This window comes from Nonomuraea sp. NPDC049400, assembly GCF_044466425.1.
Classification (GTDB): domain Bacteria; phylum Actinomycetota; class Actinomycetes; order Streptosporangiales; family Streptosporangiaceae; genus Nonomuraea.
Window position 1 is genome coordinate 25,372 of record NZ_JBITMP010000072.1, and the last position, 19,474, is coordinate 44,845.

Annotated in this window: 18 protein-coding genes; 8 read left to right on the forward strand and 10 right to left on the reverse strand. The window is 70.7% G+C overall.

Going from position 1 to position 19,474, the window contains the following annotated elements; all coding sequences use genetic code 11:
• Positions 1–30: 30 nt before the first annotated feature.
• Positions 31–1,194, forward strand: coding sequence for a flavodoxin-dependent (E)-4-hydroxy-3-methylbut-2-enyl-diphosphate synthase (ispG, locus tag ACIBVN_RS54605; protein ID WP_397149805.1), 1,164 nt, complete (start codon positions 31–33; stop codon positions 1,192–1,194).
• A 56-nt stretch (positions 1,195–1,250) separates the two neighbouring features.
• Here the strand turns inward: ispG and ACIBVN_RS54610 are convergent, their stop codons facing one another.
• Both ACIBVN_RS54610 and ACIBVN_RS54615 read right to left on the reverse strand, forming a co-directional pair.
• Positions 1,251–1,622 (reverse strand): hypothetical protein, encoded by a 372-nt coding sequence (locus ACIBVN_RS54610; RefSeq protein ID WP_397149807.1) that lies wholly within the window; start codon positions 1,620–1,622, stop codon positions 1,251–1,253.
• A complete protein-coding gene (locus ACIBVN_RS54615) occupies positions 1,619–2,473 on the reverse strand; it encodes an LLM class flavin-dependent oxidoreductase (RefSeq protein WP_397149809.1) in 855 nt (284 codons plus the stop codon). The genes ACIBVN_RS54610 and ACIBVN_RS54615 overlap by 4 nt, the downstream gene beginning before the upstream one ends.
• A 93-nt stretch (positions 2,474–2,566) precedes the next feature.
• Between ACIBVN_RS54615 and ACIBVN_RS54620 the strand changes: the two genes are divergently transcribed.
• The 3 genes from ACIBVN_RS54620 to ACIBVN_RS54630 all read left to right on the forward strand — a co-directional run bounded on the left by ACIBVN_RS54620 (position 2,567) and on the right by ACIBVN_RS54630 (position 5,657).
• Positions 2,567–3,022 (forward strand): Lrp/AsnC family transcriptional regulator, encoded by a 456-nt coding sequence (locus tag ACIBVN_RS54620; RefSeq protein ID WP_397149811.1) that lies wholly within the window; start codon positions 2,567–2,569, stop codon positions 3,020–3,022.
• A 136-nt stretch (positions 3,023–3,158) separates the two neighbouring features.
• Complete coding sequence (locus tag ACIBVN_RS54625; RefSeq protein ID WP_397149813.1) at positions 3,159–4,742, forward strand: alpha/beta hydrolase; 1,584 nt, start codon at positions 3,159–3,161, stop codon at positions 4,740–4,742.
• Between the two features lie 72 nt (positions 4,743–4,814).
• On the forward strand, positions 4,815–5,657 hold the full coding sequence (locus tag ACIBVN_RS54630) for a GNAT family N-acetyltransferase (RefSeq protein ID WP_397149839.1): 843 nt from the start codon (positions 4,815–4,817) through the stop codon (positions 5,655–5,657).
• On the opposite strand, the gene ACIBVN_RS54635 is transcribed toward ACIBVN_RS54630, so the two are convergent.
• The 4 genes from ACIBVN_RS54635 to ACIBVN_RS54650 all read right to left on the reverse strand — a co-directional run bounded on the left by ACIBVN_RS54635 (position 5,654) and on the right by ACIBVN_RS54650 (position 9,334).
• Entirely contained in the window at positions 5,654–6,031 is a 378-nt protein-coding gene (locus ACIBVN_RS54635) for a DUF3037 domain-containing protein (protein ID WP_397149815.1), read from the reverse strand. The two genes, ACIBVN_RS54630 and ACIBVN_RS54635, sit on opposite strands and share 4 nt — an antisense overlap.
• On the reverse strand, positions 6,028–6,837 hold the full coding sequence (locus ACIBVN_RS54640; protein WP_397149817.1) for a HipA family kinase: 810 nt from the start codon (positions 6,835–6,837) through the stop codon (positions 6,028–6,030). The genes ACIBVN_RS54635 and ACIBVN_RS54640 overlap by 4 nt, the downstream gene beginning before the upstream one ends.
• A 383-nt stretch (positions 6,838–7,220) precedes the next feature.
• The gene (locus tag ACIBVN_RS54645) at positions 7,221–8,090 is read right to left on the reverse strand and encodes a TIGR03619 family F420-dependent LLM class oxidoreductase (RefSeq protein ID WP_397149819.1); all 870 of its coding nucleotides are present in this window, start codon (positions 8,088–8,090) and stop codon (positions 7,221–7,223) included.
• Complete coding sequence (locus ACIBVN_RS54650) at positions 8,087–9,334, reverse strand: LLM class flavin-dependent oxidoreductase (protein WP_397149821.1); 1,248 nt, start codon at positions 9,332–9,334, stop codon at positions 8,087–8,089. Before ACIBVN_RS54650 ends, ACIBVN_RS54645 begins: the two co-directional genes overlap by 4 nt.
• 88 nt (positions 9,335–9,422) lie before the next feature.
• On the opposite strand from ACIBVN_RS54650, the gene ACIBVN_RS54655 reads away from it, so the two are divergent.
• The 3 genes from ACIBVN_RS54655 to ACIBVN_RS54665 all read left to right on the forward strand — a co-directional run bounded on the left by ACIBVN_RS54655 (position 9,423) and on the right by ACIBVN_RS54665 (position 13,712).
• On the forward strand, positions 9,423–10,244 hold the full coding sequence (locus ACIBVN_RS54655; RefSeq protein ID WP_397149823.1) for a TIGR03619 family F420-dependent LLM class oxidoreductase: 822 nt from the start codon (positions 9,423–9,425) through the stop codon (positions 10,242–10,244).
• Between the two features lie 9 nt (positions 10,245–10,253).
• Positions 10,254–11,669, forward strand: coding sequence for a serine/threonine protein kinase (locus tag ACIBVN_RS54660; RefSeq protein ID WP_397149825.1), 1,416 nt, complete (start codon positions 10,254–10,256; stop codon positions 11,667–11,669).
• Positions 11,670–11,777: 108 nt separating this feature from the next.
• Positions 11,778–13,712, forward strand: coding sequence for a PASTA domain-containing protein (locus tag ACIBVN_RS54665; protein WP_397149827.1), 1,935 nt, complete (start codon positions 11,778–11,780; stop codon positions 13,710–13,712).
• A 231-nt stretch (positions 13,713–13,943) separates the two neighbouring features.
• Here the strand turns inward: ACIBVN_RS54665 and ACIBVN_RS54670 are convergent, their stop codons facing one another.
• From ACIBVN_RS54670 to ACIBVN_RS54685, 4 genes are read right to left on the reverse strand one after another with little or no spacing between them, the layout of a single operon-like run.
• On the reverse strand, positions 13,944–14,750 hold the full coding sequence (locus ACIBVN_RS54670) for a carbohydrate ABC transporter permease (protein ID WP_397149829.1): 807 nt from the start codon (positions 14,748–14,750) through the stop codon (positions 13,944–13,946).
• The gene (locus ACIBVN_RS54675; protein WP_397149831.1) at positions 14,740–15,663 is read right to left on the reverse strand and encodes a carbohydrate ABC transporter permease; all 924 of its coding nucleotides are present in this window, start codon (positions 15,661–15,663) and stop codon (positions 14,740–14,742) included. Before ACIBVN_RS54675 ends, ACIBVN_RS54670 begins: the two co-directional genes overlap by 11 nt.
• Positions 15,664–15,689: 26 nt before the next feature.
• On the reverse strand, positions 15,690–16,940 hold the full coding sequence (locus ACIBVN_RS54680) for an ABC transporter substrate-binding protein (protein ID WP_397149833.1): 1,251 nt from the start codon (positions 16,938–16,940) through the stop codon (positions 15,690–15,692).
• Entirely contained in the window at positions 16,937–18,166 is a 1,230-nt protein-coding gene (locus ACIBVN_RS54685) for a Gfo/Idh/MocA family protein (protein ID WP_397149835.1), read from the reverse strand. The genes ACIBVN_RS54680 and ACIBVN_RS54685 overlap by 4 nt, the downstream gene beginning before the upstream one ends.
• A gap of 109 nt (positions 18,167–18,275) precedes the next feature.
• Between ACIBVN_RS54685 and ACIBVN_RS54690 the strand changes: the two genes are divergently transcribed.
• Positions 18,276–19,385, forward strand: coding sequence for an ROK family transcriptional regulator (locus tag ACIBVN_RS54690; protein WP_397149837.1), 1,110 nt, complete (start codon positions 18,276–18,278; stop codon positions 19,383–19,385).
• The last annotated feature ends 89 nt before the right edge of the window (positions 19,386–19,474 follow it).

Here is a 19,474-nt window from a genome sequence, read left to right on the forward strand (position 1 = left end):
ACTGAAAACGTCGTCACAGTAAGGGTTGAAATGTCATCTGTAGCTCTCGGCATACCGTCGGTCCGTCCCAAGCCGCTCGCCGAACGCCGACACTCTCGCCAGATCATGGTCGGCAGCGTGCCCGTGGGCGGCGACGCGCCCGTCTCCGTGCAGTCGATGACGACCACGGTGACCGCCGACGTCAATGCCACGTTGCAGCAGATCGCGGAGCTGACGGCGTCGGGCTGCCAGATCGTACGCGTGGCCGTGCCGTCCCAGGACGATGCCGACGCGCTGCCGATCATCGCCAAGAAGTCGCAGATCCCGGTCATCGCCGACATCCACTTCCAGCCCAAGTACGTGTTCGCGGCCATCGAGGCCGGGTGCGCGGCGGTCCGGGTCAACCCCGGAAACATCAAGAAATTTGACGACAAGGTGGGCGAAATCGCCCGGGCGGCCTCCGACCACGGGGTGCCGATCCGGATCGGCGTCAACGCCGGCTCGCTCGACCCGCGCCTGCTGCAGAAGTACGGCAAGGCCACGCCCGAGGCGCTCGTGGAGTCGGCGCTGTGGGAGTGCTCGCTCTTCGAGGAGCACGGCTTCCGCGACATCAAGATCTCGGTCAAGCACAACGACCCGGTCGTGATGATCAACGCGTACCGGCTGCTCGCCGCCAGGTGCGACTACCCCCTGCACCTGGGCGTCACCGAGGCCGGCCCGGCCTTCCAGGGCACCATCAAGTCGGCGGTCGCCTTCGGCGCCCTGCTGGCTGAGGGCATCGGCGACACCATCCGGGTCTCGCTCTCCGCGCCTCCGGTGGAGGAGGTCAAGGTCGGCACCCAGATCCTGGAGTCGCTCGGGCTGCGGGAGCGGGGGCTGGAGATCGTCTCCTGCCCCTCGTGCGGGCGGGCCCAGGTGGACGTGTACACGCTCGCGGACCAGGTGCAGGCGGGGCTCGAAGGGCTCAAGGTGCCGCTGCGGGTGGCCGTCATGGGGTGCGTGGTGAACGGGCCGGGCGAGGCTCGGGAAGCCGACCTGGGTGTGGCGTCCGGCAACGGCAAGGGGCAGATCTTCGTCAAGGGCGAGGTCATCAAGACGGTGCCGGAGTCGCAGATCGTGGAGACGCTGATCGAGGAGGCGCTCCGGCTGGCCGAGGAGATGGGCGTCGAGGTCGACCTCGACGACGACTCCGGCCCCCAGGTCGTCGTCGGGTGACTTACCGGTAGTATCCCTCGACCGGGACGCGCGCCTCGTCGTACAGGGCCGGGCCCTCATGCGGCACATGCGGCCAGCCGCCGCCCGGTTTGAGGCCGGTGAACTGCTCCTCGGAGAGGGCGAACACGACGCGGCCGAGCCCGGACCGCTGGATCGCCCCCGTGCACATGCTGCAGGGGCTGGCAGCTCGTGTACATGGTCGTGGTGGCCGCGGTGGCGGGATCGAGCTCGCGGGCCGCCCAGCGGGCCAGTTTCAGCTCCGGGTGCGCGCTTATGTCGGCGTCGGTGAGCGTGGTGTTCTGCTCCTCGGCGAGCACGCGGCCGTCCGGACCCGCCAGCAGCGATCCGAACGGCGGGTTGCCGCCCGCCCGTGCCGCGGCGGCGAGTTCGATCGCGCGGCGCAGAAGTCGTTCCTCGTCCTGTGTCACGGTTGCTCCATTCGCGGGTGCAGGTCCCAATGGGCGGCGACGGCTGCGAGCATCTGCCATTTCGCCTCGGGGTGAAGGGTCTCGTCAGGGTCGCCGTCGAACGGGTCGAGCACGACCGTCTCGGCACCGAGCAGCCGTAGCTGTTCGAGGTCCTCGACGACCTGGTCGATGGTGCCCTCGCCGGCGAGGCGGTCGGGACCGGTGACCGGCGAGCCGGTGATCCGCAGGATGACGCGCGGGACCAAGGCAGGCACCGGGCGGTCGCCGGCGATGGCCTTCATCCGGCTGACCGCATCGCGCAGCCAGGGGAGGGTGTTCCTGAGCGGGTGCCAGGCGTCGCCGAGGCGGACCGCCCGGCGGATGCCGGTGTCGCTGTTGCCGCCGATCCAGAGCGGGATCGGTCCGGCGCGGTAGTCCTCGGTGTCGTCCCGGGCGGCCCGTAGCGCCAGCAGGGTGTCGTCGGTGAGCTGCCCGCGCCGGTCGAACGGCACGCCGAGCGCCGCGAACTCCTGCCGGGCCCAGCCGGAGGCCACGCCGAGGACCAGCCGGCCGCCGCTGAGCTGGTTGAGGTTGGCGGCCATGCGCGCGGTCAGGAGCGGATGCCGGTACGGCGCGATGAGCACCGTGGTCCCGAGCCGGACCCGGCTGGTGATGCCGGCGAGCCAGGCGAGGGTGGTGAACGGCTCATAGAACGGCGCGGGATACTGCTCGGCGACATCGGGCGTCACCACGACATGGTCGGAGACCATCAGCAAGTCGAAGCCCAGCCCCTCCAACGTCTGCGCCCAGCTGCGTAGGACGCCGGGGTCGGTGCCGGGCCCGAAGTTCGGAATGTTCACGCCTATTCGCACCGGTTCAGGCTATCCAGGCGATCACCTCAGCATTAAGAGATTCCTTCCGGTATAAACCGTATTTGCCCGCGATTCTGCCGGTATGTTGGCCGGATGGCCGAGAACCTTGACGCGACCGACTGGGCGATCCTCGCGGAGGTCCAGCGGGACGGCCGCGTCCCGTTCACCGAGCTGGGGCGTCGGGTGAACCTCAGCTCCTCGGCGACGACCGAACGGGTGAGACGCCTCGAGTCGATGGGCGTCATCACCGGCTACCACGCCGACGTCGACCTGGAGAAGGCCGGGTTCGCGGTGCTCGCCGTCGTGCGCCTCAAGTACCCGGGGAACCGGCACGAGCCGCTGCACCGGCTGCTCTCCGAGCGGACGGAGATCCTGGAGTGCCTCCGGACCACCGGCGACGACTGCTACACGCTGAAGGTCGCCGCGGCGTCCATGCGCCATCTGGAACGGCTGGTCGGCGAGCTCGCCGAGTTCGGCAGCACGACGACCAGCATCGTTTACGGCCAGACCTTGCCGTACCGCGGTCCGCAGCGCGCCCCGGAGGCCTGACGGCCCATCCGCGTGGGGCGATTACGCGATGCAATCAGGCCATTACAAAATGGCAAGCATTTCCCCATACCCAGCGTCATGACACCGTCGCGCACGGAAGCATCGCAGGCCTGTGAACGCGGGGGAAGGGGGCCATGTGAAGCGGGTCGTTGGGCTTGTCGCCGGGGTTGCGGTGCTCGTCGGCGGGATTGTCAGCGCGGATGGGATGGCGCTGGCCAGCGGTGCGAGGGGGGAGCCGGGCACCGTGGCCTGGGGACCGTGCCCGAGCGAGGCAGGGAAGGCCGCGTCGGCCGAGCTCGAGTGCGCCACCGTACGCGTACCGCTCGACCACCGGGAGCCCTGGGGGCAGACGATCGCGCTGGCCATCAACCGGATCAAGGCGAAGGTGTCCAGGGACGCCAACCACCTCGGCACGCTCCTGGTGAACCCCGGCGGGCCGGGGGCGTCCGGGCGGGCGCTGACCGAGTTCGTGGCCGCGGCGCTGCCGCGGGACGTGAGCGAACGGTATGACATCGTCGGGTTCGACCCGCGCGGCGTCGGCGGGAGCGAGCCGGCCGTGCACTGCGTGAACCCGGAGACGTACTTCAAGGCGCCCAGACCGGACGCGGTGCCGCACGGGGAGGCCGAGGAGCGGGTGCTGCTCTCGAGGGCCGCCGACTTCGCGAACCGGTGCGGCAATCTCTGGGCCTGGCTGCTGCCGTACCTCACTACCGAGAGCTCCGCCAGGGACATCGACTCCATCCGCGCCGCGCTCGGCGAGGAGAGGATCAGCTACCTCGGCTACTCGTACGGCACCTACCTGGGGGCCGTCTACGCCACACTCTTCCCGACCAGGGTCAAGCGACTCGTCATGGACAGCACGATCGACCCCACGGAGGTCTGGTACGAGTCCAACCTCAAGCAGAACAGCGCCTTCGAGCACCGTCACCGCCAGCTCCTCGACTGGATCGCCAGGCACAATTCGGTCTACAAGCTGGGTGCCACCAGCAAGCAGACGTCGTTCGCCTACTACGCGATGCGTGACCGGCTGCGCGTCCGCCCGGCGGGCGGGGTCGTGGGGCCGAGCGAACTGGACGACATCTTCACGATCGCGGGGTACAGCGACCGGGTGTGGCCCCAGTTCGCCCAGGCCTGGTCCTCGTATGTGCGGCAGGGCGACGTCAACGGGCTGCTCGCCCTCTACGACAAGCACGGCAAGGACGACGCAGAAGACGAGAACGGCTACGCCATCTACCTGGGCGTCCAGTGCACCGACGCCAAGTGGCCGCGCGAGTGGGCGACGTGGCGGACCGACATGACCCGGATGCATCGCCAGGCGCCCTTCCTGACCTGGCCGAACGCCTGGTTCAACGCCCCCTGCGCCTTCTGGCCGGTCCAGGGCGGCACGCCGGTCCAGGTGAAGGGGTCGGCGAAGCTGCCGCCGATCCTCATGATCCAGTCCCGCTACGACGCCGCGACGCCGTACAAGGGGGCACTGGAGATGCGCAGGCACTTCCCCCACGCGACGATGGTGATCGAGGGCGGCGGCAACCACGGCGTCTCGCTGTCCGGTAACAAGTGCGTGGACGACCGCCTCGCGGCGTACCTGAGGGACGGCACGCTGCCGTCGCGCGACGTGGAGTGCGCCGCGCTGCCCGAGCCGAAAGCGTCCGAGCACATGGCCGCCGGGCGCCACGCGGGCGGCCCGCTCGGGCTCCTCGGGCTGCTACGGGAGAAATGACGTCAAGAAAGGATTACTGTCGGCATCGCCCGATGAGCCAATCGGTAACCCTTCGCGTAGTCTGACCATGTGATGCTGCGTACATCGGCGTCGCGCGTGCTCGACGACAGCGACCGGGACGAGGTCCTTGCCCTGCTGGACACCGACCCGGTCGCGAACGTCTTCGTCTCCTCCCGGGTGCGGGCCGTCGGACTCAATCCGGCGAGGCTGGGCGGGCAGATGTGGGGGTTCGGGCCGCGCGGTGGACTTGTGTCACTCTGTTACGCCGGTGCCAACATGGTGCCGGTCAGCGCCGGTCCCGAGGCCGTGCACGCGTTCGCCGACCGCGCCCGCAAACAGGGGCGCCGCTGCTCCTCCATCGTGGGCCCGGCCGACGCCGTCTCCCTGCTGTGGGAGCGCCTCGAGCCGCACTGGGGCCGGGCCCGGGCGATCCGGTGGGCGCAGCCGGTCATGGCCACCTCGCGCAAGCCGCCGGTGCCCGCCGATCCTCTGGTGCGCCGGGTGCGGCCGGAGGAGTTCGACACCCTGCTGCCTGCCTGCGTGGCCATGTTCACCGAGGAAGTCGGCGTCTCGCCCAACCTCGGCGACGGCGGCGCGCTCTACCGCACCCGCGTGGCCGAGCTGATCAGGATCGGCCGCTCTTACGCTCGCATCGACGACGGCCGGGTGGTGTTCAAGGCGGAGATCGGGGCCGTCACGCCGCAGGCCTGCCAGATCCAGGGGGTCTGGGTCGCGCCGGAGCTGCGGGGGAGAGGCCACGCCGTCGCCGGCATGGCCGCCGTCGTGGAGGCCGCGCTGAGCCTCTTCGCCCCCGTGGTCACCCTGTACGTCAACGACTTCAACCACTCGGCCAGGGCCGTCTACCGCAAGGTGGGCTTCCAGGAGGTCGACACGTTCATGTCGGTCCTCTTCTAGACCCGTACGAGCTTGTCGAACAGCCTGGCCAGCTCGGTGTCCGGGTCGGTGGTGAGACCGGCGTGCACCGGCCCGGTCTGGACGATCGTGCTGCGGGGGGCGGTCAGCCAGCGGAACCTGCCGCCGAGCGACTCCTCGGCCAGCGGTCCCGGCTTGTCGCCGCAGGCCAGCTCGTACGCGCTGAGCGCGCGGCGGACCGCGTCGATGTCGGCGGCCGGATCGAGGGCGCGCAGGCGGGCGGGGTCGAGCTCGACCCGGGCGCACAGGTAGCCGCGCGGCTGGCAGTAGAGCAGCACGCCGGCGTTGATCAGCTCGCCGCGCTCCACCTTGGGCACCACGCGGATCACCGCGTACTCGTAGACGTCCCTGGTCACCGGCCGCCTCCCCGCCAGAACTCGCCCACGGATCCCGGCCCGGTCCTCTGAGCCTTCGCTTCGGAACGCACGAGCCACTCGTGCGGGCCGTGCGCCCGCCGCAGCAGATGGTCGACGTACGCCTCGCGCACCGCCTCCGGCCCGTCGAACCCCGGCTCGCCGTCCAGCCACTCGCCGGGCACCAGCGCCGTCACGGTCTCCAGCAGCTCGCGGTCGATCTTACCGGCCAGCTCGGCGCCCGCCGCCTGCACGTCACCGGCGTACGGCGCGAGCACGTGGTCACCCGCGTCGAACTTCCGCCAGGGGTCGGCCGTCTTCCAGTTGTGGTGGAACCAGAGCGCCGCCCCGTGATCGATCAGCCACGTGTCGCGGTGCCAGACCAGCAGGTTGGGATTGCGCCAGCTGCGGTCGATGTTGTGGATCAGACCGTCGAACCACACCACCCTCGCCGCGAACACCGGGTCCGCCACCCAGGCCAACGGCTCGAACCCCAGCGCGCCGGGCAGGAAGTCGACTGCGAGGTTGAGTCCGGTGCTGGCTTTGAGCAGGTCCTGCACCTCCTCGTCCGGCTCCCTGATGCCGAGCTGCGGGTCCAGGTCGATGAGCTTGAGGTCGGGGATCTTGAACCCCAGCCGGCGTCCCAGCTCGGCGGCGATGATCTCGGCGACCAGCACTCGCCGGCCCTGGCCCGCCTCACGAAATTTCACCACGTACGTGCCCAGGTCGTCGGCCTCGACCACGCCCGGCAACGACCCGCCCTCCCGCAACGGGGTCACATAACGGGTGGCTGCGATCTTTTCCAGCACAGGATGAGGCTATCGCCCATCTCCCCCTCTTCCGTCCTCACCCCACCACACCCCCGGGCCGCCCGTGATGGCCGCGCCCTCACTGGCGCCGGGTCGGCGGGGTGGTGTGCGGTGGAGGTCGGCGCAACGCGCACGGTGGGGCGCTGTGTGGTGGGTTGACGGTGCGACGCGCGCGGTGGCGGGGGAGAGGGCCGGAGGGTGGGTCAGCCGGCGGTGGTGCGGGGTCGAGGGGCGGAAGGGCGCGAATGGGTGGTCACGGGAGGAGTCGTCCGCGGTGAAGCCCCGCCCCGGGCTCATGCTGTGGACGGCGTCCCCCACCAGCGTGACGACCGGCTCGTCCCACGGTTCCACGCGGTGGAGCTCGGCCTCCCGCCCCGCTGACGTCAGAGCTTGGCGATGACCTCCTCGGCGAAGCGTTCCATGGTGGCGATCTTGAGCTCCAGCGTCCCCTCGCCGTACCGGGCCTTCTCCTCGGGGGTGGCCAGCCACCACGGCGCCGCCATGGTCGCGGTCACGCCCTTGGCGGCGAAGTGGCGGTACGTGCCGGCGTCCGGCAGCACCGCGAGCGGCGCGACGATGTCGAAGGGCTCGCTCCTGCCGTTCTCGGAAAGGTGCCGCCGCAGCGTGTTCAGCACGGCGTCGAGCTGCTCCTCCGTGTAGATCCGGTTCCCGATCCACCCGTCACCCAGCCGGGCCGCGCGCCGCAGGGCGGCGTCGCTGTCGCCGCCCACGTGGACGGGGATCGGCCGGGCGGGGGTGGGGGAGATCGACAGCTCGGGGAGGCCGTCCAGCGCGACCGTTTCACCGGCCCAGAGCGAGCGGAGGACGGGGAGCATCGCGTCCAGGCGCCGTCCCCGGGTGTGGAAGTCCTGACCCGTTCCGACGAACTCCTCCTTGCACCACCCCACCCCAACCCCGAACGTCACGCGGTCCCGCGACAGCACCGCCGCCGTGGACACCTGCTTGGCCACGGTGAACAGGTCGCGGGCGGGCGCGATGTAGACGTTCGGGGAGAAGCGGAGCGAGGTGGTGACCGCGGCCATGGCGCCGATCGTCACCCACACGTCCGGCCAGTGCGTACGCGCGTCCCAGCGCGGCCGGCCCGACCGCGAGTACGGGTAAGGAGAGGCGAAATCGGCGTAGAACAGATGGTCGGACAGGGTCAGCGTGTCGAACCCGCACCGCTCGGCCGCCCGTGCCAGCTCCACGAACTGGTCGGTGTCGACGAACGAGGCCCCCAGCCAGAACCTCATTGGAACTCCGGGATGACCTTGGTGGCGAACAGCTCCAGGTTCCGCTTGACCGTGTCCAGCGGCAGCACGCCCTGCTGCCCCTGCATGTAGAGCCCGAACCACTCCAGGTCGGGCATGCGGTCGAGCATGCGCTGGATCCCGCGCTTGACGTCGTCCGGGGTGCCGAACAGCGCCATCTCCACGTCGTTCATCCGCTTGGCGTCGCCCTTCTCCGGGGAGATGGGCTTGTGCTTCTCGTCCTCCTTCTTCCGCAGCACCTCCAGGTAGCCGAACGGGCCGAAGAAGGCGGCGAAGTCCTTGGGAATGCTGCGGCCGAAGGTGTTGATGGCCTCCTCGGTGGTGTCGGCGATGCCGACGATCTTGAGGATGCCGGTGTGCTCGCCCAGCTTGTAGTGGCGGCCCTGCTTGGCCGACTCCTCCTGGTACAGCTTGGCCTTGGCCGCGTGATCGTCCGGGTTGGGGGTGAACATCCACGGCAGGATGTCCTCCTGGGCGGCCCTGATGACCGACCGGTCCGAGATCGTGAACGGTTGCCACAGCTCCGGATGGGGTTTCTGGTACGGCCTGGGGCAGACGGAGACGGCCTGCACCTTCCCGTCCTCGGAGAGCTCGCCGGGCGCGCCGAACGTCCGGGTCCATTCCAGCGCCGGCCATCCCTCGATGCCCTCATACGGATAGGGCACCTGATAGTCGAGCACATCCGACTTGTAGCGCAGCGTCTCCTGTGTCCACGCCAGCTTCATGATCTTCAGCACCTCGCCGAAGACGTCGAAGTTCCGCGTGTCGGACGCCGACCCGTCCGAACGCGCGGCGGCCGCGTGCCAGCGCTGGCCCAGCACGTTCATCCACCGGTTCTGGTAGCCGCGCGCCACCCCCAGCCGCAGCCGTCCCTTGCAGAACTGGTCGAGCAGCGCCACGTCCTCCGCGGCCCTGATCGGGTCCCAGGCGGGCAGCACCAGGCCGAGCGGCGCGAGCAGGATCCGCTCGGTCCTGGCGGCGAGGTCGGTGAGGAACATCAGGGGGTTGACCGAGAACTCCATGCCCTCCGAGTGGAAGTGGTGCTCGGTCATCATGAGCGCGTCGAAGCCGATCTGGTCGGCGTGCACGGCTATCTCCCGCACCTCGTGCAGCAGCTTCTGGTACGACTCCGTGTCGCGCCCGATCGGCCGCCTGGCCTTGGCGTTCTCCTCGGCCGCGTACCCGGAGCCGGGAATCTGCGGATTCAGGAAGATAGAAAACTTCACCGGGAACCTCTTTCCGCGGGACGGTCTTCTGCAAGGTACTCTGGAAATCTTAACCGAGCAATCGCTTGGTTAACGAGGAGGAGATCGCATGAGGCTCGGGGTCACGATGTTCGTCACGGATCTGGCCATGCCGGTCCAGGACCTCGCCAGGGCGGCTGAGGAGCGCGGCTTCGACTCGCTCTACGTGCCGGAGCACACCCACATCCCGGTCTCGCGCTGTACCCCTCCCGCGGCGGGCCAGGACGAACTGCCGGAGGAGTACAAGCGCACGCTCGACCCGCTCGTGGCCCTCTCCTTCGCCGCCGCCGCGACGCGGCGCCTGCGCGTCGGGACCGGCGTCCTGCTCGCCGCCCAGCGCGACCCCATCGTGACCGCCAAGGCCATCGCCACGCTCGACCACCTGTCGGGCGGGCGCGTCGTGGTCGGGGTCGGCTTCGGCTGGAACGTCGAGGAGATCGAGAACCACGGCGTCCCGTACGGTCGCCGCCGCGAGGTGGCCAGGCGCAACGTGCTCGCCATGCAGGCGTTGTGGCGGGACGAGGTGGCCTCGTTCGACGGGTTCGAGCCGTCCTGGTCCTGGCCCAAGCCCCTCGACGGGCCACCGGTGTACGTGGGCGGCGCCGCAGGGCCGAAGTTGTTCGCCCAGGTCGCCGAGTACGCCGAGGGCTGGATGCCGATCGGCGGCAAGGGGATCAGGACGGCGTTGCCACTGTTGCGCGAGGCGTGCGAGAAGGCGGGCCGGCCGATGGCCAAGGTGATCCCGTTCGGGACGCTGCCGACCAGGGAGAAGCTCGACTACTTCGCCGGGCTCGGCATCGAGGAGGCAGTGGCCACGCTGCCCGGCGGGCCCGCGGATGCGGTCCTGCCGATCCTCGATCAGTACGCGGCGTTGATCGAAACCCCGGCATAATCGGGAAATATGTCCGTACTCCGAGCCGATGACCCGCGACAGCTGGGGTCGTACCGGTTGTCGCGCAGGCTCGGCCAGGGCGGTCAGGGCGTCGTCTACCTCGGCCACTCCGAGCAGGGGGCACAGGTCGCGGTCAAGCTGCTGCACGCGAGCCTGTCCGGCGATCCGGGCGTGCGGCGCAGGTTCCTGGGCGAGGTGGAGGCGGTCCGCAGGGTGGCCGCGTTCTGCACGGCGCAGCTGCTCGACGCCGACCTCGAAGGCGACCGCCCCTATCTGGTCAGCGAGTACGTCGAGGGCCCCTCGCTCCTGGAGCACGTCGTCGCCAAGGGGCCGCGCCTGGGCGGCTCGCTGGAGCGCCTGGCCATCGGCACCGCCACCGCCCTCGGGGCCATCCACCGGGCCGGCGTCGTGCACCGCGACTTCAAGCCGGGCAATGTGCTGCTCGGGATCGACGGGCCGCGAGTGATCGACTTCGGCGTGGCCCGGCTCATGGACACCGCGGCCACGACCAGCGTGATGCCCGTCGGCACCCCGGCGTACCTGGCGCCCGAGCGCATCAACGGCGAGCCCGCCGGGCCGCCCGCCGACCTGTGGGCCTGGGGGCTGACCGTCGTCTACACCGCCACGGGGCGGCACGCGTACAAGGCGGAGACCTACCAGGAGGTCCTCGCCAGGATCCTGTACGGCAAGCCGGACCTCGGGGCGTTGACCGGGCGGCTGCGGGAGATCGTGGAGGCCTGCCTGGCGCGGGAGCCGGGGGACCGGCCCGACGCGGAGGAGGTGCTGCGGCGGCTGCTGGGCCAGGAGGCGGGTGGCGACGTGCTGTCGTCGGGCGCGCAGGCCGCCGTCGGCCGCCCCCGCCCCGCGCCTGCCTCGGCCGCCGGTGACCCCGCCACGGCCGGGATACGGCTGGTCATGGAGGCCGCGCCGCCCGGCGCCGACCCTGGCCGGATCATGGACCCCGACCCCACCACGAGTTTCCCCGCCGTCACACGCGACACCGCCCCGGAGGTTCCGGCCCGCAGGCGGGTACGGCCCTGGCAGCTGATCGTGGCGGCGATCGGGGTGGCCATGGCGGTGGCCGGGTTCGTGTTCTGGCTGCGGGGCGCTGAAGGGCCCGGGCTTGAGGGCACGTGGACGGGCTCCGCCGAGCACTTCACCGCACACCGGGTCTTCCCCGTCGAGCTGCGCATAGGCTCCGACGCCGGGGCGATGCGGTGGGGAGCGGACCTGCACTGCTCCGGACGGCTCGCGCGCAGCGGGAGCGGCACGGTCTTCACCCTCGATCAGGTCACCGGCGACGAGTGCTATCCGGGCACGGTGCGGATGATCCCGATGTCCGACACGAACCGGATGGCCATCAAGGTAACGCGCCAAGGTAAGGACGAAGTGACGTATTCCGGCACGGTCGCCCGGGCTTCTTGACCAGCTGTGTCACGGTCAGGCAGCGATTGCCCTGAGCACCGTTGACTGAACGCGGCCCGTTGCTTTCAGTAGAAAGCAGTAAGGGGTGGCGGCGAGGGGAGGCGCCCCGTGCCAACGGCGCAGCCGCTCAGGACGGGGGACCCTCAGCGACTCGGGGAGTACGAGCTTTCCGGGCGGCTGGGTGAGGGCGGACAGGGCACGGTGTTCCTCGGTTCGCTGGGCGGGGAGGCATACGCGGTCAAGCTGCTGCATGGGCCCGTGGGCGACGAGCGGGCGGCGTTCCTGCGGGAAGTCGAGCTGGCCAAGCACGTGGCGAGGTTCTGCACGGCGCAGGTGATCGACGCCGGGTTCGACGAGGGCCGGGCGTACATCGTGAGCGAGTACGTCGACGGGCCCTCGCTGCACAGGGAGGTCGCGCTCACCGGACCGCGCCGGGGCGGCGCGCTGGAGCGGCTCGCGGTCAGCACGGCCACCGCGCTCGCGGCGATCCACCGGGCGGGGATCGTCCACCGGGACTTCAAGCCGCAGAACGTGCTGCTCGGCTCCGACGGGCCGCGGGTGATCGACTTCGGCCTGGCCAGGGCACTGGACGCGGCGGCCACGGTGAGCGGGCGGGGAGTGGGCACGCCCGCGTACATGGCGCCCGAGCAGATCACGGCGTCAGCCGTCACGGGGGCGGCGGACGTGTTCTCGTGGGGCGCCACCATGTGCTTCGCGGCCAACGCGACGGCGCCGTTCGGGCAGGACTCGGTGGCGCCGGTGCTGCACCGCATCCTGACCGCGCCGCCCGAGCTGGGGCGCCTGGACGGGCGGCTGCGGACGCTGGTCGAGGCGTGCCTGGACAAGGACGCGCGGAACCGGCCCACCAGCAGAGACCTGCTGCTCGAGTTATTGGGCGAATCAGCCGCGTTGCCTGCCGAGGTGCTGGACTCGCCTCCGGCCCACATCCTGCGGGCCACGCCGCCGCTGGTGCCCGAGCAGCGCTCGACCTCCCCCGAGCCGCGGACGCCGATCGCCCAGCCCGAGGCCACGGGGACACCCGGCGGCTACCGGTTATCCGGCACCCGGGAAGGCGGCCCGCCCTCCGGCCCGAGCCCGGCGGGGCAGTCAACCTACGGGAACGCTCCATCGACGTCGAGCCGCGGCTGGCCGAGGGCGGTCATCGCGGTCTGCGCGGCCCTGATCGTCACGGCCGCCGTACTGCTCGCAGCCCTCATCCCCGCGATGAACCAGAGCCACGAGGTCCAGCCGTCGCGGGCGGCCGGCCCGACGGTTCCCCCGCAGTCGGATCCGGGGAAATCCCGCCCCCCGGCGGACAGGTCGTCCCCGCCCAGGTCCGAGAGAACGCAGGAAAGCAAGCCCACCTCCGACCCTCCGGTGGCACACCCGGTCACGGTCCCGGTCCCGCCCTTGACGGGACTGGACAAGAGCGCGGCGGCGAAGGCGCTGAAACAGGCCGGGCTGGTCCTGGGCACCGTCACCCAGCTCGACTCGGCCCAGAAGATCGGCCAGGTCCTCGGCGCGGAGCCCGCCCCGGGCACGGCGGTGGCCAGGGGCAGCAGGGTCTCGCTCCAGGTGTCGGCGGGGCTGCCCGTGCCCGCGGTCACGGGCCTGCAGCTCAAGGCCGCCGAGGCCAGGCTGACCGGGGCGGGCCTGGCGGTCGGCGCCGTCACTCGCTCCTGCTCCGACCAGCCGGACGGACAGGTGCTCTCCACGCAGCCCAAGGCGGGCAGCCGCGCCGCGGGCGGCACCCCGGTGGCGCTCACGGTGGCCCGCAACGGCGTCACGGTGCCCCCGGTCGTCGGCCGGTCCCAGGAGGACGGGCGGGCGGCGTTGGCCGCGGCGGGCTTCACGGTGCGGTCGAAGGGGCAGGTGGTGGACGACGAGTCCCGGGTGGGCACGATCCTCAGCCAGACCGTCCCGCCGGGCACGTGCGCCGAGCCGGGGAGCGCCGTCGTGATCGTGGTCGGCCTCGCGGCCCAGTCGGGCCCCGACCCCAACGAGTCCCCGGAAACCCCGACCGGCCAGATCCCCGGCGAGTGACCACCCGCCGTCCCGCCCTCTGCGCCGTCCACCGCCGCGCGCCATCGTCCCGCCGGTACACTCCGCCCCTCCACCCATGCGCCATCGCGTGCGCGCACAGTGCGGCCGTCCCCGGAGTTGCGACCGAGCGGCGCTGGACGTGGGCCGCGCGCGGCTCGCGTCGTCGCCGAGGCCGGTGGGGGAGCGGTGGCGCGACAGCCGGTGGGTCCGGTGGCTGGGCGGTGAGCAGGGTTACTTGAGGGCGCCCGCCGTGAGGCCGGCGACGATGCGGCGCTGGAAGAAGAGCACCAGCAGCACCAGCGGGATCGTGACCAGCACGCCGGCGGCCATCTGCGTGCCGAACGGCGTGTCGAACTTGGCGGCCCCCGTGAACTGGGCGATGCGTACGGTGGCCGTCTGGCGGGCCTGGTCGTTGACCATGGTGACGGCGATGATGAACTCGTTCCAGGCCGCGATGAAGGCCAGGATCGCCGTCGTGAAGATGCCCGGCGCGGCCAGCGGGAGCATGACGCGGCGGAAGGCCGTGAACGCGGTGCAGCCGTCGATCATGGCCGCCTGCTCCAGCTCGTACGGCAGCTGCCGGAAGAACGTCGTCAAATTCCAGATCGTCAGCGGCAGGGCGAAGGACATCGAAGGGACGATCATCGCCTGGTACGAGTTGATCCACCCGATCGTCGTGAACAGCTTGAGCAGCGGCACGATCAGCAGCGCCCCAGGGAACATGGAGACGGCGATCACGAGGGCCAGGATGACGTTCTTGCCCCGGAACGTGAGGCGGGCCAGGGCGTACGCCGCCAGTGTGCCCACCAGCAACGTGATCGCCGTCGTGGTACCCGCGACGATGAGGCTGTTGAGCAGCGCCTGGCCGAAGCCCATGCCCTCGTCGAAGACCGCCTGGTAGCTCTCCAAGGACCACGGGGCAGGAAATGGTGATTTGTCGTAAATGTCGGCGGTGCGGCGGAAGCTCGACACCACCATCCAGTAGAACGGCACCAGGCAGTACAGCGCGATGCCGATCGTCCCCGCCCTACGCCACATCCCGGGCCTCCTTCCTGCGCGACCGCACGTCACTCAGCAGGTCGGCCCCCAGCAGCTTGACGAACACGAACGCGATCAACGCGATGTACACGAACAGCGCCGTCCCGTACGCCGCGGCGGGCCCGTAGTGCACCCGGGTCGCCTCGTCCCAGATCAGCCCGGACAACGTCTCCACCGACTGCTTGCGCGGCCCGACGAGCACGTACGGCAGGTCGAACACGCGCAGCGCGTCCATCAGCCGGAACAGCACCGCCACCAGCAGGGCGGGCTTGACCAGCGGCAGCGTGATCCGCCAGAACGTCTGCCTGGCCGTCGAGCCGTCCACCTTCGCGGCCTCGTACACGTCGGCGGGGATGACCTGCAGCCCCGCCAGCACGAGCAGGCCGACGAACGGAGCGGTCTTCCAGACGTCGGCGATGACCACGGCCAGCTTCGCCCAGGCGCCGTCCGCGGTCCAGAGGATGTCGGTGCCGAGGAGCGCGTTCGCCACCCCGTCCGCCTGGAAGATCCACTTCCACATCAGGCCGGAGACCGCCGTCGGCACCGCCCACGGGACGAGGATGCTGGCCCGCAGGAACGCCCGCCCCCTGAACGCCCGCTGCATGACCAGCGCCATCGCCACCCCGAGCACGACCTCCAGCGCCACCGTCACCACGGTGAACAGGGTCGTGTTGACGGCCGCGTTCAGGAAGCGCTGCTCCACCACGCCCGCGTAGTTGGCGAGCCCGGCGAACCACTCGCCCTCCACCACGAACCCGTCCGCGTCCAGCCGCTGCCCGCTCTCGTAGAACGACTCGCGCAGGGCGGACAGCAGCGGATAGAACACCACGAGGGCCAGCACGATCATGGTGGGGGACAACATGAGCGCGGCGGGCCACCGCGAGTTGCGCGTGCTCACTTCAGCAGTGCTCACTTCAGCAGTGCTCACTTCAGCAGGGCTCACTTCAGCAGGGGCCCGAGGGCCGACTGCAGCTCGGACAGCGCCTGGTCGGCCGGCTTGGCGCCGGTGACGATGGCGTACGCGGACTCCTGGATGGCGGCGGTCACGTCGCCGTACCTGACGGCCTTGGGACGTGGCTTGGCGGCCAGGATGCCGTCCTTGAGCGCGGGCAGGTACGGGTACTTCTTGATCAGCTCAGGGTCCTCGTAGATCGCGGTCCGCGGCACCGGCATCGAGCTGGTCTGCGCGAACGCCTTGATCTGCGCCGCGCTGGTCATGAACGCGATGAAGTCCTGAGCGCTCTGCTTGTGCTTGGAGAAGGCGGAGACGGCCAGGTTGTTGCCGCCGAGCGTGCCCGCGCCGGGGCCGGTCAGCCCGGGGATGGGCGCCACGTCGAACTTGCCGACGACCTTGCTGGAGCCGTCGGTCTTCTGCGCGGCCTCGTACCCGTAGGCCCAGTTGCGGTAGAAGAGCAGCTTGCCCTCCTGGAAGGCGACCCGCCCCTCTTCCTCCTTGTACGTGATCGCCTCCTTCGGGATCATCCCGCTCCTGAAGCCGTCGGCGAGGAACCGGGCGGCCTGCTTGGCCGCCTCGCTCGTGACCTGGGGCTGGCCGGAGGCGTCGAGGAGCTGGCCGCCCGCGGAGGCCACGGCCTCGGAGAAGTTCACGGTCAGGCCCTCGTACTTGTCGAACTGGCCGCCGTAACAGCTCATGCCCTTCTGCTTGGGCAGCACCTCGGCGCAGATCTTCTTCATCTCGTCCCAGGTCTTGGGCGGCTCCTTGACCAGGTCCTTGCGGTAGTAGAGCAGGCCGGTGCCGGTGAACAGCGGTGCCGCATAGAGCTTGTCGCGATATTTCGCTGTTTCGACGGTGGTGGGGAGGAAGCCGGTCGTGTCCAGCTTCAGCTCGTCCACCCAGCGGTTCGCGGCGAACTCGCTGGTCCACACCGCGTCGATGAGGATCACGTCGCCGGCGTCCGACTTGGTCTGCGCGTTCTGGATGAGCTTGCGGCGCTGCTCGTCGGCGCTCTCCGGGAGCAGGACGACGGTGGCCTTCTCGTCCGGGTGCGCGGCGTTCCAGGCGTCGACGATCTTCTGCACCGACTCGGCCTCGAACTTGCCGCTGATGAACGTGATCGGCCCGCGCCCGCCGTCCTGCTGGGCGGCCGGTCGGCTCGCGGGAGTGGACGAGCCGCAGGCCACCAGGCCCGCGCCCAGGGCCATCGCGGCAGTGATGTGCATTGCCTTCATCGGGGGGTTCCTTCCAGGGTGACGGTCTCGCCGTGCAGCCGCGACCTCTCGGCGGCCCAGGCGATGAGATGGCTGTGCAGGCTCTCCCCCGGCGAGGAGAGGATCGAGGAGCGGTCCCTGGTGGCGACCGCGGCCAGGAACGCGTCCACCAGCCCTTCGTCACCGCCCCCGTGGCCGCCTCCGGCCGTCGAGTCACCCGTGGGACGGGTGTCGACGGTCTCGGTGCGGCCGGTGACGAAGTCGTGCACGGTCAGCCGCTCGCCGTCCCCGTCGATCGAGCCGCGCGTACCGAAGATCCGGGTCTGCCGGTGGAGCGCAGGGGTGAAGGCCGTCATGGTGAAGGACGCGGTCGTGCCGCCCTCGAACTCCATGTTCACGACCTGGTGGTCGACCACGTCGTTGTCGCAGGCGTACACGCACCTGCCGTACGGGCCCGTCCTGAGCGCCTCCAGCACGCCCGCCTCGGAGACGTCGTCGGTGAGCACCGACAGCGGCCACACCTCGCGCCCGGCCAGCGGGAGGTAGATGCGCTTGGCCGAGTACGGGCACGCCGCCTCGACCGGGCAGTCCAGGCAGCGGTCGGCCGCGCCCTCCGGGCGGTTCTCCGGGCGGAAGTGCTTGAGCCCGCCGAACGACGACACGCGCGTGACCGGCTTGCCGGTGAGGTGCACCAGCCAGTCGAGGTCGTGGCACGACTTGGCGAGCAGCATGAACGTGGCCTCGTCGGCCCGCCGCCAGTTGCCCCGCACGTACGAGTGCGCCTGGTGCCACCACCCGACCGGCTCCAGGTGCTGGATGCTGACGATCTGCCCGATCCTGCCCTCGTCCAGCAGCCGCTTCAGCACCCGCGTGTACGGGGTGTACCGCAGCACGTGGCAGACGGCGAAGACCGCGTCGGAGCGTTCCGCCGCCGCCACGATCCGCCGGCAGTCCTGCTCGGAGACCGCCATCGGCTTCTCCAGCAGGATGTCGTAGCCCAGCTCGGCGAAGCGCACCGCGGGCTCGACGTGCTCCCTGTCCATGGTGGCGATGATCACCGCGTCCGCCCGGCGGGGCAGCGCGGCCAGCTCGCGCCAGTCCGCGTACTGCTCCGCTCCGGGGAACCTGTCGCGGCGGGCGTCCAGCGGATCGGCCACCGCGACCACCCGCGCCTGGCCGGTCTCGACGGCGTGGCGGGCGTACCCGGCCCCCCGCGAACCCGCGCCCACGACGGCGAGAGTGACCATTGCGCCTCCACATATGTAACCAGTTCACGTATGTCGGCTGATGCTAGGATCCTGGCTGTCAGCCGTCAATGGGGAGTTACAGGGCAGTTATGAGAAAGGGTCGCATAAGTTGACCGAGCTCCGCCCAGGTGACGCGTCGCTGCTGCGCAAGGTGAACACCCAGGCCACCCTCAGGGCACTGCGCCGCGAGGGCGTGGCCACGCTGACCCAGCTCGGCCGCATCACCGGCCTGTCCAGGCAGACGGTGGAGGCGGTGCTCGACGAGCTGGGGGAGCGCGGCTACGTCAGGGAGGTGCCGCCCGACGAGGGCGTGATGGGGCGGCCCGCGCGGCGGTTCGGGTTCCGCGCGGACGCCGGTTACGTGGTCGGCGTGGAGGTCGGGGGCGACGCGATCGTGGCCGCGCTGGCCGACCTCAACGGCGAGGTGATCGCCTGGGAGCGGGCCGACGTCTCCGGAGACGCCGCGGCCCACGAACGGCTGGAGGCGGCCCGGCGTACGTCACTGGCCTGTGTGGACGGCGCGGGCGTCGCGCGCAAGCGGGTGTGGGCCGTGGCCGCGGGCACCTCGGGCATCGTGGACCGCACCGGGCGGGTGTCCCTGTCGATCACGTTGCCCGGCTGGACGGGCGTGGACCTGGCGGGACTGGCCGGGCGCTGGTTCGGCTGCGCCGCGCTGGCCGCCAACGACGCCAACCTCGCCGCGCTCGCCGAGCACTGGCGCGGCAGCGCGCAGCACGCCTCCGACGTCGTGTACGTGCTCATCGGCCACCGGGCGGGCGCGGGCATCCTGATCGGCGGCCGGCTGCATCCGGGACGCAACGGGGCCGCGGGCGAGATCGGCACGCTGCGCCAGGTCGGCTGGGAGGACGCCGCCCGCGAGCTGGTCAAGGACGCCCCTGAGCTCGCCACTGCGGCGGAGGTGTTCGAGGCGGCGCTGGCGGGCGATCGCGACGCCGTGCGGCGGGTCGACCGCTACGCCGAGAACCTCGCGATCGGCGCCTCGGCGCTCGCGCTGGCCATCGACCCCGACCTGCTGGTGCTCGGCGGCGGCTACGCGCGGGCCGGCGACGTGCTGCTCGAACCGCTCCGCCGCCACCTCGCCGAGCTCTGCGTGAGCGTGCCGGAGGTGGTGGCGTCCACGTTCGGGGACGAGGGGGTGGCGCTGGGCGCCGTACGCCTCGCGCTCGATCATGTCGAACGCGAGTTCCTGGGACTCTAGGTAGCTGGTGTTTTTTGATCTATCTCGTGTCGGTCTCTCCTCGTGTGCCAAGGTGATCGATGTAGGTCACCGGGCGTGGGGAGAGATCG

What these genes read in the sequence shown, in the direction of transcription:
- ACIBVN_RS54655 (WP_397149823.1), top strand. Translation starts at nt 9,423, where the DNA reads ATGAGGCTCGGGGTCACGATGTTCGTCACGGATCTGGCCATGCCGGTC.
- ACIBVN_RS54620 (WP_397149811.1), top strand. Translation starts at nt 2,567, where the DNA reads ATGGCCGAGAACCTTGACGCGACCGACTGGGCGATCCTCGCGGAGGTC.
- ACIBVN_RS54645 (WP_397149819.1), bottom strand. Translation starts at nt 8,090, where the DNA reads ATGAGGTTCTGGCTGGGGGCCTCGTTCGTCGACACCGACCAGTTCGTG.
- ispG (WP_397149805.1), top strand. Translation starts at nt 31, where the DNA reads ATGTCATCTGTAGCTCTCGGCATACCGTCGGTCCGTCCCAAGCCGCTC.
- ACIBVN_RS54630 (WP_397149839.1), top strand. Translation starts at nt 4,815, where the DNA reads ATGCTGCGTACATCGGCGTCGCGCGTGCTCGACGACAGCGACCGGGAC.
- ACIBVN_RS54680 (WP_397149833.1), bottom strand. Translation starts at nt 16,940, where the DNA reads ATGAAGGCAATGCACATCACTGCCGCGATGGCCCTGGGCGCGGGCCTG.
- ACIBVN_RS54660 (WP_397149825.1), top strand. Translation starts at nt 10,254, where the DNA reads ATGTCCGTACTCCGAGCCGATGACCCGCGACAGCTGGGGTCGTACCGG.
- ACIBVN_RS54685 (WP_397149835.1), bottom strand. Translation starts at nt 18,166, where the DNA reads ATGGTCACTCTCGCCGTCGTGGGCGCGGGTTCGCGGGGGGCCGGGTAC.
- ACIBVN_RS54670 (WP_397149829.1), bottom strand. Translation starts at nt 14,750, where the DNA reads ATGTGGCGTAGGGCGGGGACGATCGGCATCGCGCTGTACTGCCTGGTG.